This window comes from Enterobacter cloacae complex sp. GYL001, from assembly GCF_049237125.1.
Classification (GTDB): domain Bacteria; phylum Pseudomonadota; class Gammaproteobacteria; order Enterobacterales; family Enterobacteriaceae; genus Enterobacter; species Enterobacter hormaechei_C.
The window spans coordinates 13,943-27,653 of the sequence record NZ_JBMKGW010000001.1 but is presented as its reverse complement, the minus strand read 5'-3'; the positions used below and the strand labels follow the sequence as shown (position 1 = coordinate 27,653).

General features: G+C 57.8%; 14 protein-coding genes. 5 read left to right on the top strand and 9 right to left on the bottom strand.

The features are described 5' to 3' along the window. Positions 1 to 9: 9 nt before the first annotated feature. On the bottom strand, positions 10 to 1,113 hold the full coding sequence (locus ACOTWU_RS00140; protein WP_126499142.1) for a RomA family MBL fold metallo-hydrolase: 1,104 nt from the start codon (positions 1,111 to 1,113) through the stop codon (positions 10 to 12). Positions 1,114 to 1,304: 191 nt separating this feature from the next. On the opposite strand from ACOTWU_RS00140, the gene ACOTWU_RS00135 reads away from it, so the two are divergent. The 3 genes from ACOTWU_RS00135 to nfsB all read left to right on the top strand — a co-directional run bounded on the left by ACOTWU_RS00135 (position 1,305) and on the right by nfsB (position 3,027). After that, complete coding sequence (locus ACOTWU_RS00135; protein ID WP_003858882.1) at positions 1,305 to 1,895, top strand: TetR/AcrR family transcriptional regulator; 591 nt, start codon at positions 1,305 to 1,307, stop codon at positions 1,893 to 1,895. Beyond that, the gene (locus ACOTWU_RS00130) at positions 1,885 to 2,253 is read left to right on the top strand and encodes an MmcQ/YjbR family DNA-binding protein (RefSeq protein ID WP_126499141.1); all 369 of its coding nucleotides are present in this window, start codon (positions 1,885 to 1,887) and stop codon (positions 2,251 to 2,253) included. Before ACOTWU_RS00135 ends, ACOTWU_RS00130 begins: the two co-directional genes overlap by 11 nt. 120 nt (positions 2,254 to 2,373) lie before the next feature. Then, positions 2,374 to 3,027 (top strand): oxygen-insensitive NAD(P)H nitroreductase, encoded by a 654-nt coding sequence (gene nfsB / locus ACOTWU_RS00125; protein ID WP_003858884.1) that lies wholly within the window; start codon positions 2,374 to 2,376, stop codon positions 3,025 to 3,027. Positions 3,028 to 3,063: 36 nt separating this feature from the next. Here nfsB and ACOTWU_RS00120 read toward each other — a convergent pair whose 3' ends face one another. From ACOTWU_RS00120 to ACOTWU_RS00110, 3 genes are all read right to left on the bottom strand, one after another. Beyond that, positions 3,064 to 3,351: a helix-turn-helix domain-containing protein gene (locus tag ACOTWU_RS00120; protein WP_015571209.1), complete on the bottom strand. Its 288-nt coding sequence runs from the start codon at positions 3,349 to 3,351 to the stop codon at positions 3,064 to 3,066. Continuing rightward, entirely contained in the window at positions 3,332 to 3,613 is a 282-nt protein-coding gene (locus ACOTWU_RS00115; protein ID WP_023296064.1) for a type II toxin-antitoxin system RelE/ParE family toxin, read from the bottom strand. The genes ACOTWU_RS00120 and ACOTWU_RS00115 overlap by 20 nt, the downstream gene beginning before the upstream one ends. Before the next feature lie 187 nt (positions 3,614 to 3,800). After that, positions 3,801 to 4,670, bottom strand: a complete 870-nt coding sequence (locus ACOTWU_RS00110; protein WP_045357441.1) for a helix-turn-helix transcriptional regulator — start codon at positions 4,668 to 4,670, stop codon at positions 3,801 to 3,803. Positions 4,671 to 4,777: 107 nt separating this feature from the next. Here ACOTWU_RS00110 and ACOTWU_RS00105 point away from each other — a divergent pair, with 107 nt between their 5' ends. Further along, a complete protein-coding gene (locus tag ACOTWU_RS00105) occupies positions 4,778 to 6,214 on the top strand; it encodes an MFS transporter (protein WP_017382555.1) in 1,437 nt (478 codons plus the stop codon). A 67-nt stretch (positions 6,215 to 6,281) separates the two neighbouring features. Beyond that, entirely contained in the window at positions 6,282 to 7,526 is a 1,245-nt protein-coding gene (locus ACOTWU_RS00100; RefSeq protein WP_015571212.1) for a mechanosensitive ion channel family protein, read from the top strand. Here the strand turns inward: ACOTWU_RS00100 and ACOTWU_RS00095 are convergent, their stop codons facing one another. From ACOTWU_RS00095 to pheP, 5 genes are all read right to left on the bottom strand, one after another. Next, positions 7,527 to 8,498: a LacI family DNA-binding transcriptional regulator gene (locus ACOTWU_RS00095; RefSeq protein WP_045344575.1), complete on the bottom strand. Its 972-nt coding sequence runs from the start codon at positions 8,496 to 8,498 to the stop codon at positions 7,527 to 7,529. Between the two features lie 75 nt (positions 8,499 to 8,573). Next, positions 8,574 to 9,716, bottom strand: a complete 1,143-nt coding sequence (locus ACOTWU_RS00090) for a Gfo/Idh/MocA family protein (RefSeq protein ID WP_126499140.1) — start codon at positions 9,714 to 9,716, stop codon at positions 8,574 to 8,576. After that, positions 9,709 to 10,734, bottom strand: a complete 1,026-nt coding sequence (locus ACOTWU_RS00085) for a sugar phosphate isomerase/epimerase family protein (RefSeq protein WP_017382558.1) — start codon at positions 10,732 to 10,734, stop codon at positions 9,709 to 9,711. Before ACOTWU_RS00085 ends, ACOTWU_RS00090 begins: the two co-directional genes overlap by 8 nt. Positions 10,735 to 10,749: 15 nt before the next feature. Beyond that, the gene (locus ACOTWU_RS00080) at positions 10,750 to 11,985 is read right to left on the bottom strand and encodes an MFS transporter (RefSeq protein WP_015571216.1); all 1,236 of its coding nucleotides are present in this window, start codon (positions 11,983 to 11,985) and stop codon (positions 10,750 to 10,752) included. Positions 11,986 to 12,279: 294 nt separating this feature from the next. After that, positions 12,280 to 13,668 carry a phenylalanine transporter gene (gene pheP / locus ACOTWU_RS00075; protein ID WP_047746732.1) on the bottom strand — a complete coding sequence of 463 codons (1,389 nt, stop codon included), beginning with the start codon at positions 13,666 to 13,668 and terminating at the stop codon, positions 12,280 to 12,282. Between the last annotated feature and the right edge of the window lie 43 nt (positions 13,669 to 13,711).

Below are 13,711 nucleotides of genomic sequence, written 5' to 3'. Positions count from 1 at the left end.
GCTTAAACATTATTCCCACCACTCGCGAAATTGTTGCGTGGTATCACTTACCCGCACGGGCTCGCCCAGCTCCGGCGTCAGCAGCCGGTAGTTTTTCTCCTTACTGGCTTTCGCCAGCTGGATCAGTGGATCGTTCCAGGTATGTTTCGCCAGCACAAAACGCCCGTTATGTCCCGGTACGACCGCTTTGGCATTGAGATCTGCCGAGGCCTGCGCCGTTTCCGCCGGATGCATATGGATGTACTTCCAGTCCTGGTCGTACTGGCCGTTTTCCATGATGGCTAAGTCAACTCCGCCAAACTGCTCGCCAATCGCTTTGAAGTGCGGGCCGTAACCGGAGTCTCCGCTGTAGTAGACCTTTCGCTCTGGGGTGACAAACATAAAGCTGCCCCACAGGGTCTGGTTACGCTTAATGCCGCGCCCGGAAAAATGGCGCGCCGGCAGAACGTGTACGGTCAGCGTATCGCTGATATGCACCGACTGGTTCCAGTCCCGCTCGTCGATAATCTCAGGGTTCATCCCCCAGTAGCGCAGATGCGACCCCACGCCCAGCGGGGTGACCACGCGCTTAACCTTCGGCAGCAGCGCCTTGATGGTGGCGTAATCCAGATGGTCATAGTGATCGTGGGAGATAATCAGCAGGTCGATCTCCGGCATGCTCTCCGCACGCCACGGGTACTCCCCCGCAAACGCTTTATTGAGGAAGGAGAACGGTGCGGCGTAGCTACTCAGAACCGGATCGATCAGGATGCGTTTCCCCGCCAGCTGCATATACCAGGAGGAGTGGCCGAGCCACACCAGCGTGTCCTGTTCAGGCGACAGGCTCGCCAGATCGGTTTTCACCAGCGGCAGCGGCTGCGCAGGACGGGCGTTTTCGGTTTTACGGGTAAGGAACTGCCACCACGCCACCAGCATATTTTGTTGCCCGGTAAAGCCCGGCGTAGGGAGCGTGTTATGGAATTGCCCGTCGCGATAGTGCGGAGAGGCTTCCACTTCAGAGAGCTGCGCACCCTGCGGTGGCTGGCCAAATCCGGCATTCAGTACAAACGGTAAACTGGCAGCTGAAGCAATAATCATGACTAACACCACGCAGATGAATAGAGGCTTTTTCATTTCCTGACCCGCCTACGCGCCCCATCCGATGGTTTGCGCGGGTGACACTTGATTATGAGTGAGTAAGCACTCATTATAGATAAGATGATTACGCCGTCAAGAAGGTTTTCGTTCTTTGACATTCCGCGTTGCAGCGTATCAAGGCTCGTGTTTCAATCAGGGCTTTTACAATTGACGGGAGGAAAAATTTAGTGGCACGTCCGAAGAGTGAAGATAAAAAACAGGCCTTACTGGAAGCAGCAACGGCTGCGTTTGCGCAGTCAGGTATTGCCGCCTCAACGGCGTTAATTGCCCGTAATGCGGGCGTCGCTGAAGGGACACTGTTTCGCTACTTTGCTACCAAAGACGATCTGCTGAATGCCCTCTACCTGCATCTGAAGCAGGATCTCTGCCAGACCATGCTGGCGAATCTCGATCGCACCATCACCGAGCCAAAAGAGCATACCCGCAATATCTGGAACAGCTATGTAGACTGGGGCATTCGTAACCCCCTGGCGCATGCGGCTATCCGCCAGATTGGCGTCAGTGAAAAGCTGAACGCCGAAACCGAGCAGGCGGTGAAAGACATGTTCCCGGAACTGCATGAACTATGTCGTCGTTCGATCCGCCCGGTGTTTATGTCTGACGAGTTTAAGACCTTCGGTGATGCAATGTTCTTATCGCTGGCTGAAACCACCATGGAGTTTGCCGCGCGCGATCCGTCCCGTGCCGTCGATTTTAAAGCGCTGGGCTTTGAAGCCATGTGGCGCGGGCTTGCTGAGGAAGATAACCATGGACAGTAAATCCTTGCTGGAACATGCCAGACGCGTCGCGCTGGAGATGCCTTTTACCGAACATTGCTGGCCGTTTGGCCCGGAGTATGACGTGTTTAAGGTGGGCGGGAAAATTTTTATGCTGATGGCGACCGCACACGGTCGGGCCCACGTCAGCCTGAAATCCGATCCGGAAAAATCGCTGCTCAATCAGCAGATCTACCGTGGCGTGGAGCCCGGTTACCATCTGAATAAAAAACACTGGATCTCACTTTATGGCACGGACGACATCACGCCTGAACTGGTCACCGACCTGATTACGGATTCGTGGAATCTGGTCGTTGATAAACTGCCGAAAAAAGATCAGAAGTGGATACGGCCAGCCTGATTGTTCGTCTGAGACGAACAGAATAAGCGCTCGAATCGCACTTATCTTTTCCCGCTTCGCGCGGTAATCTGCTTTCCTTTCACGCCCGCCCGCGGGCGAATTTCATCACCAGGAGTTGTTATGGATATTATTTCTGTCGCCCTGAAACGCCACTCTACCAAGGCGTTCGACCCAGCCAAAAAACTGACCGCAGAAGAAGCGGAAAAAATCAAAACGCTGCTGCAATACAGCCCGTCCAGCACCAACTCCCAGCCGTGGCACTTTATTGTTGCCAGCACTGAAGAGGGTAAAGCGCGCGTGGCAAAATCCGCGGCGGGCACCTATGTGTTTAACGAACGCAAAATGCTGGATGCCTCTCACGTGGTGGTGTTCTGCGCGAAAACCGCGATGGACGATGCCTGGCTTGAGCGCGTTGTCGATCAGGAAGAGGCTGACGGCCGTTTCGCCACGCCAGAAGCAAAAGCCGCGAACCACAAAGGCCGCTGCTATTTTGCCGACATGCACCGCGTGGATCTGAAAGATGACGACCAGTGGATGGCGAAGCAGGTTTACCTGAACGTCGGCAACTTCCTGCTGGGCGTGGCCGCGATGGGCCTGGATGCGGTACCCATCGAAGGGTTTGACGCCGCGATCCTCGACGAAGAGTTTGGCCTGAAAGAGAAAGGCTTCACCAGCCTGGTGGTGGTCCCGGTCGGGCATCACAGCGTGGAAGATTTCAACGCCACGCTGCCGAAATCTCGCCTGCCGCTGAGCACGATTGTGACTGAATGCTAAGCGCTTCTGGCACGCCGGCTATCGGCGTGCCCGTTTTCAGTAAAGCGTTATCTGCGGATGCTTTACCCCGCACACCAGCGCATAACGCGTTAATGTATCGAGACTCGCCCGGGTAATATTTGCTTCCATTCGTGATACCGTCGGTGCGCTGACGCCCATCCGCTCCGCCACCTGGGCGCGCGTCAGACCAGCATGATTGCGCCATTGCGCCAGCATCTCCCGCAGGCGTTCCTTGCGCTCTTCTGCATCAAAGGAAGCCTGGACTTCTGAATCGCTTAACAGTTCAGCTCTGAGTTCGTCCCAGTCAATAATCTTTTTGCTCATCCAACATCTCCTGTTGTCGTTTCAGTGCCAGACGGAGTTCAGCAGAGGGCGTTTTTTGCGTCTTCTTGATAAACACCCGCAGCAGAAAAATGGTTCTTTCCCGCTGATAAACGTAGATCCCACGAGTATGGATCAGCCCGACGGTTCGGATTTCGAACAAACCATTGGGTAAGGGTTTGCTGTCAGGTTCACGCAATACTGTCGGGTTGTTGCGTAATTTATCAAGCTGGCGAATCAGCTTAGCCTGTACTCCCGCAGGCAATCAGAGGATCTCCTCCCTGACTGTCGCATGAACGATAAGTCTGAACACTGTATTTCATCCCTGATAATATTAGCATGTAAGGCAATTTGCATTAAAGGCTAATTTTGCCTTTCGTGATTCACCTTACCAGCTTATTCCAGGCAGGACCGGATCCGCGTTGATTCCCTGAAAGCCCCGCGCAAAAAACTTATTTCCCCTGCTCCGCCAGCCACGCCATCGCCCTCTCCCCTGCCTCATCCACGGGTAAATAGACCAGCAGCCGCGATCCGTTTCGCGGCGCAGAGTACCAGTACATCTGCTGGAGATGAAAATCCCCCAGCTCGGGATGGGTGAACAGCTTGAGCTGGTTCTCCACGCCGCGCACGTCGTTACGCTGGTGCCACAGGGTTTTAAACTCTTCGGACACCGCAAAAAAACGCGCCAGCTTCGCTTCCCAGAGCGGGTCGCCACGGTGCTCAGCCATGGCCGCGCGGAAGTAGGAGACGAAAATCGGCAGCACGTCGTCACGTTTGCCGAGCCGCGCGCGCCACGCCGGATGGGTGAGGAACAGGTAAATACAGTTGCGATCTTCCGGCGGGATGGCGTTGAAATCGACGCCCATCAGGTGGCCGAAGCTGTCGTTCCACGCCACGATATCGAAATTCGGTTTCTGAATACTGGCAGGTTTCGGCATCAGGGTATCAAGCAGGCGGCGCGTGCCTTCGCTGATGCCCTCGCAGCAGACCGCCTGCGGGGCTTCACCCGGCGGCAAACCGGCTAACACAAACAGGTGTCGGGCCTCGGTTGGGGTGCACTGCAAGGCTTTCGCCACGGCCGCCATCACCGCGCTCGATGGGTTGACGTCCCGGCCCTGTTCCAGCCAGGTGTACCAGGTCACGCCGACATCCGCGAGCATCGCCACCTCCTCCCGGCGCAGGCCCGGCGTGCGGCGGCGGCCGCTGCGCGGTAAGCCGAGCCGCTGCGGATCAAGGCTTTCGCGCCGGGCACGCAAAAACGCGCCCAGCTGCTTGCGGGTGTCATCCTGAAGAGAGGTGACAGGTTCAGACATCAGCGCCATAACATCTCCTGCATGGTAGTGCCAGTACCAGTATAAGCAAGAACTGGTACCCGTTTATCAGATGGTTGATGCTACGACTCTACGCTGTTTGACGCAATGGAGTCACCATGAATACGTCAGTTGTTTCACCGGGTCGTGCGGGCCTGATATTGCTGTTAACCGGCCAGATGCTGCCGCTGATTGATACCTCAATCACCAACGTGGCGCTGGATTCCATCACCCATTCATTACACGCCACCGCCACCGAACTGGAGCTGATCGTCGCCCTCTACGGCGTGGCCTTTGCCGTCTGCCTGGCCCCCGGCAGCAAGCTGGGCGATAACCTTGGCCGCCGTCGCCTGTTTATGTGGGGCGTGGCGTGTTTTGGCCTGGCCTCACTGCTGTGCGGCATGGCGGGCAATATCGAACAGTTGCTTGGCGCGCGCATTCTTCAGGGCGCGGGCGCCGCGCTGATCATGCCGCAAATTCTCGCGACGTTGCATGTGACGTTAAAAGGAACGGCACACGCCAGAGCGATCAGCCTGTTCGGGGGTATCGGCGGAATTGCGTTTATCGTCGGCCAGATGGGTGGCGGCTGGCTGGTGTCGGCGGACATCGCCGGGCTGGGCTGGCGCAACGCCTTCTTTATCAACGTGCCGATTTGTCTGGTGGTGCTGGCGCTGAGCCGTCGCTACGTGCCGGAAACCCGCCGCGACACGCCGTCGCGCATTGACTGGACCGGGACTGTCCTGCTGACGGCAATACTGTGCTGTCTGCTGTTCCCGATGGCGCTCGGCCCGCAGTGGCACTGGTCGTGGCCGCTGAAGGCCGCACTGCTGGCGATTGTGCCGCTGGCCTGTTTGATGGTGCTGAACGCGCGCAAAAAAGAGCGTGAGAATGCCCACCCGCTCATCGCGCCGCGCCTGTTACAGCTGCGCAGCATCCGCTTTGGCGTGCTGATCGGGATACTCTTTTTCAGCGTCTGGTCCGGGTTCATGTTCTGTATGGCGCTGACCATGCAAAGCGGTCTGGGGATGGCGCCATGGCAGTCCGGGAACAGCTTTATCGCGCTTGGCGTCACCTATTTTATTTCTGCCTGGTTCGCCCCACGCCTGATTGCCCGCTACAGCACCAGCGCCATCCTGCTGACCGGGCTTGCGATTCAGCTTGTCGGCCTGGTGGCGCTGATCGCCACGTTCCGTCACTGGGGAATGCAGAATACCGCGCTGACGCTGGCCCCGGCCACCGGGCTGGTGGGTTACGGGCAGGCGCTGATTGTAAACAGCTTCTACCGTATCGGGATGCGCGATATTCAGCCTGACGACGCGGGGGCCGCGAGCGCGATTTTAAGCACGCTGCAACAGGCTGCGCTGGGGCTTGGCCCGGCCATTTTCGGCGCGATTTTGCTGCACGGGCTGCAAAATCATCACGGAGATTATACCCAGGCGGTCAACGTCTTCCTGATGGTGGAAACGGCCATGATGGTGGTGCTGGCGCTGGTCACGCTGCGTATGCGTCATCGTCTGTGTTTACCGGTCGTCAAGGCCTGTCCGGCGACAAAATAAAACTGCCTGAATTTGCATAATAGATCCGCAGCCGCCATTATGGGGCTGCATCAATACAGGAGACGTTATGCAGGAATTAATTGCTCAGGTTGAAGAGTTAGGGATTGAAATTAATCACACCACCTCTTTAGTGATTATCTTTGGTATTATTTTTCTTACGGCCATTATCGTTCATTTTATTCTGCACAAAGTGGTGCTGCGCGCATTCGAGAAACGCGCCCAGGCCAGCAGTCATTTATGGTTGCAGATCATTACGCAGAACAAATTATTTCACCGTCTGGCGTTTACCCTCCAGGGGATAATCGTCAACGTTCAGGCGGTTCTGTGGCTGCAAAAAGGCAGCGAAGCGGCGGAATTACTCACCACCTGCGCGAAATTGTGGGTGATGGTTTATGCCCTGCTCTCCTTCTTCTCGTTGCTGGACGTGATTTTCAATCTGTCGCAGAAAATGGCTACCGCCTCGCAGCTGCCGCTGAAGGGGATATTCCAGGGCGTTAAGCTGGTGAGTGCCATTCTGGTGGGGATACTGATTATCTCCCTGCTGATCGGTCAGTCACCCGCCATTCTGATAAGCGGCCTGGGTGCGATGGCTGCCGTTCTGATGCTGGTCTTTAAAGACCCGATACTGGGCTTAGTGGCGGGCATTCAGCTCTCCGCCAACGACATGCTCAAGCTCGGCGACTGGCTGGAGATGCCGAAGTACGGCGCCAACGGCACGGTGACCGACATCGGCCTGACCACCGTTAAAGTGCGCAACTTCGATAACACCATCACCACCATCCCGACCTGGGCGCTGGTGTCCGATGCGTTCATCAACTGGAGCGGCATGTCCGCCTCCGGTGGTCGCCGCATCAAGCGTAGCCTGAATATCGATACCACCAGCATTCATTTCCTCGACGAGCAGGAGCAGCAGAAACTGATTCAGGCGAAACTGCTGAAGCCGTATCTGGCGGCGCGTCATGAGGAAATTAACCTGTGGAATCAGCAGAACGGCGAAGGGGAATCGGTATTAAACCTGCGCAAGATGACCAATATCGGCACCTTCCGTGCCTACCTGAATGAATATCTGCGTAACCACCCGCGCATTCGCAAAGATATGACGCTGATGGTGCGCCAGCTCGCGCCGGATGCCAACGGGCTGCCGATTGAAATATATGCCTTTACCAACACGGTGATCTGGGCGGAATACGAAGATATTCAGGCCGACATCTTCGATCATATTTTCGCGGTGGTGGATGAATTTGGCCTGCGTATTCACCAGTCGCCAACCGGAAACGATATTCGCTCGCTGGCTGGCGTCATCGCCAGATAATCAGGCGCTGGCGCGGGAAATAAAGCGCCAGTCCATCATGACCCTTTCCGTGGGCGCATCCGGGTTGTCGATTTTGTTCAGTAACAGATCGACCGCCTTGCGCCCGATATCCCGCGACGGCTGTTCAATGGTGGTGAGTGAAATCATCTCCGCCAGCTCAGTGCCGTCAAAGCCGACCACCGCGATATCTTCTGGCACCCGCAGCCCTGCCTGCTGTATGGCGCGCAGCGCCCCCGCCGCCAGCGTATCGGAAACGGCAAATACCGCATCCGGCGGGTTTGCTTTTAACAGATTTTGCATCGCCGCCATGCCCGCACCAGAGCTGAGCTCACTGGCGTACTCCACCGCCTGATAATCCAGATCCCGCAGGTGTATGACGCTCTTATAGCCGCGCTCGCGCAGACGGGCATATTTGTAGCTGAGGTCGTGGTTGATGAGCGCAATGCGTTTGCGTCCCCCGTCGGCAAGCTGGCTGACAACGTGCTGGGAGGCATCAACATCATTAATCCCCACGCAGGAGACCGCGCCCGCATCGGCGTATTCAGCGCACTGCACCCACGGCGCGTTGCCAATCAGCGCGGCCAGCTCCGGCAGTTTCGAGAACGCATCCATGGTGATAATGCCGTCGACGATTTTGCCGGAGAGCAGGCTTAAGCCCGAGCGGGAGCGCTCAATATCCGAGCCGGAGTTGCACAGCAGAATGCGATAGCCGTTCTTTTCTGCCTCGGCTTCAATGCCCTTCACCACTTCGGCGCAGAACGGGTTGGCGATGTTCGAGACCATCACCAGGATCATATAGCTGCGGGCAGTGCGCAGCTGACGCGCCAGCAGATTGGGCTGATAGTTACTCTCCTGGATCGCCTGCAAAACGCGCTCGCGGTTTTTCGCCTTCACGGTATCGCTGTTATTCAGTACGCGGGAGACCGTTGCTACGGATACCCCGGCCAGTTGAGCGATTTTCTGAATTGACATAGCGACGATACATCCTGCGGTTAGCGTTTTGTGCAGGCTACCATAAATTGATTGCCCGGCGAACCGGGCAATGCGTCAGTATTCCACGCGCACCCAGCGCTGCTGCTGATGACTTTTCATAATCGCATCAATGATATACATCACACAGGTGCCATCCTGGAAGGTGGCAAACTGCGGATTATCCGGCATCGCGCCCGCCTGCACGGCACGGTAAAACTGCGCCATCATATTTTTAAAGGCATCCGGCCAGCCTTCAATGTGCCCGCCGGGGAAGTGGGCGCTGTCGGCCACGTCACGGTTCATCAGGCCCGGATCGTCGCAGAGTATCTGGTTTGCCCTGGCGCGATGGCCGACCCACAGCTGCTGCGGGATTTCCTGATCCCACGCCACCGACTGCTCACTGCCGTTAATTTCAAAGGTCAGGCGATTTTTTCGCCCCGCGCTCACCTGCGAGACGCTAAAGCTGCCCTTGCTGCCGTCGTCAAAGCGGAACAGCACCGAGCCAAAGTCTTCGGTGGTGACCGGTTTGTCTTCATACTCCGCCTGCTCGTCATGGGAGAAGGTCTGATGACCGCCCGCGCTGGCCTTGCGCGTTGGCCAGACGGTGGATAAATCAGCCATCACCCCGGTAATACGCCTGCCGGTCACATACTGTACCGTATCGCACCAGTGGGAGCCGATATCCGCCACCGCCCGCGACGCGCCGCCGAGCGCGGCATCCACCCGCCAGTTGTAGTCGGTTTCCAGCAGCATCCAGTCCTGTAAATAGCTGCCGTGCGAAGCAAACAGCCGCCCGAGGCTGCCCGCACGCATCATGCTCGCCGCCTGGCGCACCATCGCAAACTGGCGATAGACAAAACTCACGCCATGCACCACGCCTGCCTGCTCCGCCAGCGTCACCAGCTCGCGCGCCTCGTCCGGCGTCATGCACAGCGGCTTTTCGGAAAACACGTGCTTGCCCGCACGCAGGATCTGGCAGTTAATCTCCGCGTGCAGGTGGTTCGGCGTGCAGTTGTGCACCGCGTGCAGATTAGGGAGCGCGAGCAGTTCCTCCACGCTGGCACAGGCGTGCGGCACATTGAGCTGGTGCGCCTTTTCCTGCGACTTAACGAGCGAGCCGTCACAGAGCGCGACCACCTGCACAAACCCGAGACGCCTGAGCGCCTCGATATGCGCCGGGCCAATAAACCCGCTGCCGATAATCCCGACGTTAATCATGGCTGCCCCCTGCGGCGAAATCATCAAACGCCCGTCCGGAAACCGGGATGATATGACGGCGGATAAATTCACTGCCCTCACTCGCGCCGGTATCGCCATCCTTCAGGCAGCACTCCCACTCCAGCACCGCCCAGCCGTCGTAGTCGTACTGGGTCAGCTTGCTGAAAATGCCCTTAAAGTCGATCTGTCCGTCGCCGGGCGAGCGGAAGCGTCCGGCGCGGTTGATCCACGGCTGGTAACCGCCGTAGACGCCGCTGCGCCCGCTGGGGCGGAACTCGGCGTCCTTCACGTGGAACGCTTTAATGCGCGCATGGTAGATATCAATAAAGGTCAGATAGTCCATCTGCTGGAGCAGCATATGGCTTGGATCGTAGAGAATATTACAGCGCGGATGGTTATCGACCAGCGCCAGAAAACGCTCGAAGGTGACGCCGTCGTGCAGATCTTCCCCCGGATGCAGCTCAAAGCAGACGTCCACGCCCTGCTCGTCGAAGGTATCCAGAATCGGCCGCCAGCGGGCTGCCAGCTCCCCGAATGCATCCTGAAAACGCTGCTCGTTGTGCGGCGGCCACGGGTAGAAAAACGGCCAGGCCAGCGATCCGGAGAAGGTGGCGTGTGCTTTCAGGCCTAATCGGGCCGAGGCGACCGCCGCCTGCTTCAGCTTTTCCGTCGCCCACGCCTGACGCGCCGCCTCGTTACCCCGCACGGAAGCAGGGGCGAAGTGGTCAAACGCCTCGCTGTAAACCGGGTTTACCGCAACAAGCTGCCCTTCCAGATGGGTCGACAGCTCGCTGATGACCAGCCCATGCGCGGCCAGCCTGGCGGTGATGTCGTCGCAGTAGGCCTGACTCTCTGCGGCTTTCTCCACATCAAAAATATGCGGATGGTTGCAGGGGATCTGCACCGCTTTGTAACCCTTCCCCGCCGCCCATCCTGCCAGCCCGTCGAGCGTGTTGAAGGGCGCTTCCCCGCCAATAAACTGCGACAGAAAAATGCCCGGTCCTTTCATTGTCCTCATACCACCTCCTGAACGTTACGCCTTGTCATCGTCATACTTAAACGTGAGAAGGAAAATCAGCGCGATCGCCGCGGCAGCCACCGCCGGGATCCACCAGAATGTGACCCACGCCTGCGGCACGGTCTGCCCTGCCACCAGACGGTTGTAGAGCGCGCCGGAAATCTGCGAGCCGAGCAGCATGCCGATGCCGTAGGTGAACATCACGATCATGCTCTGCGCCTGGCCTTTGACCTTTTCGCCCGCCACGCGGTCGGTGTAGATAAAGCCAACGACAAAGAAGAAATCGTAGCAGACGCCGTGGAGCAGAATGCCGAGATACAGCAGAATGCGCCCCTCCTCGCTGACGCCCAGCGCGAACATGGCATAACGTACAAACCACGCCAGCATGCCGATCAGCAGCATATATTTCACGCCCAGGCGGCGGAACAGCAGAGGAATAACCAGCATGAAGACGATCTCAGACATCTGCCCGAAGGACATGGCGGTGCTGACGTCGGCAATGCCGGCATCCGCCAGATACGAGGCGGTGTAGGCGTAATAGGTGCCGAGCGGGACGGAGATCAGCATCGCGCAGACGGAGAAAACGAAGAAGTGGCGGGTTTTGAGCAGCGCGAAGGCGTCCGCGCAGAAGAGATCCCGCACCTTTACCGGCAGGCCTTTCGCCGGGGCGGGCGTGTGCGGCAGCGTCAGGCTGTAGATCGCCAGCAACACGGAGCTGACCGCCGCCACCTGGAAGATGGTGACGCTGGACGCCACGCCGGTGACGCCGATGAAAATGCCCGCCGCGATCCAGCCGATGGTGCCGAACACGCGCACTACCGGGAAGGTTTTATCCACGTTCGCCAGACTGTGAAACGCAATGTTGTTGGTCAGCGCCAGCGTCGGCATATAGCAGAGCGTGTAGCCAAACAGCAGGCCAATCAGCAGCGCGCCGTTCTCAGCAATCAGCGCCCCCGGCACGAACCAGAGGATCGCCGCGCCCGCGAGGTGCATCACCGCCATCACCTTCTGCGAGGCGAAGAAGCGGTCCACCAGCATCCCGAGCACGAACGGCGAAAGAATGGAAGCGATGGGTCCGGCAGAGAACGCGTCGCCAATCAGCAAAGACATGTTGTGCCGGGTCATCACCAGGCCAAGCGTGACCGACCAGCTACCCCAGATAAAAAATTGCAGAAACATCATCAGCGACAGACGCGGCACCAGCAGCCGGTGCTGCGTTATCGCCTTTTCACTACTCTCAGTTGACACCATGATAAGCCTCACCCGGAAAAAGTAATCGATTACAAATTAGTTCAAATGAAAAGTAATCGATTACAAAACAAAGATCCTCTGGATCAAAACAGAATTGGGAGGGGAGTCACGATAAAGGTGAAGGGGAGGTGCCGGGTGACGGCTGCGCCTTACCCGGCCTACTAAATAACGTCCCCGAACATGTAGGCCCGGTAAGCGCAGCGCCACCGGGCGTGAAGGCGGGTGCGGTCTGGTTTGGTGCGGTCTGGTGCCCTCACCCCGGCCCTCTCCCACAGGGAGAGGGAGAAAACCGCGCTACTTTTTGCGTGAAAGCTTAAACGCGATAAACAGGAACACCACCCACACCGGCAGCAGCATCGCTGACAGGCGCATCTCATCCATGGTGCACATCAGCACCAGAATCAGGCCGAGGAAGGCGATACAGAGGTAGTTCCCCGCCGGATAGAGCAGCGCTTTAAACTGCGTCTCGCGCCCCTTGCGTCGCATCGCCGCGCGGAAGCGAAGGTGCGCCAGGCAGATCATGATCCAGTTCAGCAGCAGCGTGGCGACAACCAGCGCCATCAGCAGGCCAAACGCCTCTTTCGGCAGCAGATAGTTAATCAGCACCACCAGCGAGGTGATAGCGCCAGAAAGGAACAGCGAATTGATCGGCACGCCGCGACGGCTGACGCGGGTGAGGAACTTCGGCGCGTTGCCCTGTACGGAGAGGCCAAACAGCATGCGGCTGTTGGAGTAAACCCCGCTGTTGTAAACCGACAATGACGCCACGAGAATAACGAAGTTGAGCGCCGAAGCCACCACGTTGCTGTTCAAATCGTGGAAGATCATCACGAACGGGCTACTGTCAGATTTCACTTCTACCCACGGATAGAGCGCCAGCAGCACCACCAGCGAGCCGATATAGAACAGCAGGATACGGTACACCACCTGGTTGACCGCTTTCGGAATGCTTTTGTGCGGATCGCGCGCTTCAGCCGCGGTGATGCCAATCAGCTCCAGCCCGCCGAAGGAGAACATAATGACCGCCAGCGACAGGATCAGCCCTTTCCAGCCGGTCGCCAGAAAGCCGCCGTGCTGCCACAGGTTGTCGATGCTTGCACGCTCGCCGCCGTGACCGGAGAACAGCAGCCACAGGCCAAAGCCGATCATGCCAATAATCGCCAGCACCTTGATCAGCGCAAACCAGAACTCGGTCTCGCCATACAGGCGCACGTTCACAAGGTTAACGGCGTTAATGATGATGAAGAAGGCCGCGGCCCAAATCCACGTCGGCACGTCCGGGAGCCAGTACTGCATATAGATGCCGGCGGCGGTCAGCTCTGCCATGCCCACCAGCACGAACATCACCCAGTAGTTCCAGCCGGAGAGGAAACCTGCGAACGGCCCCCAGTATTTATAGGCAAAGTGTGCGAAGGAGCCGGACACCGGCTCTTCAACGACCATCTCGCCGAGCTGGCGCATGATCAGGAAGGCGATAATCCCGGCGATAGCGTAACCCAGCAGAACCGCCGGGCCAGCCATTTGAATGGCGGGGCCGATACCGAGAAACAGCCCGGTACCGATCGCGCCGCCAAGGGCAATTAACTGAATATGTCGATTTTGCAAACCACGTTGCAGCGTCGGACTCTTATCCGACGAAGCTTCAGCGCTACCATGGCCTGAAGCGGATGACGCGTCTTTCACGCCCTACCCCTGTCTCTTTTTTAGAAGGGGCACGTTTTAACAC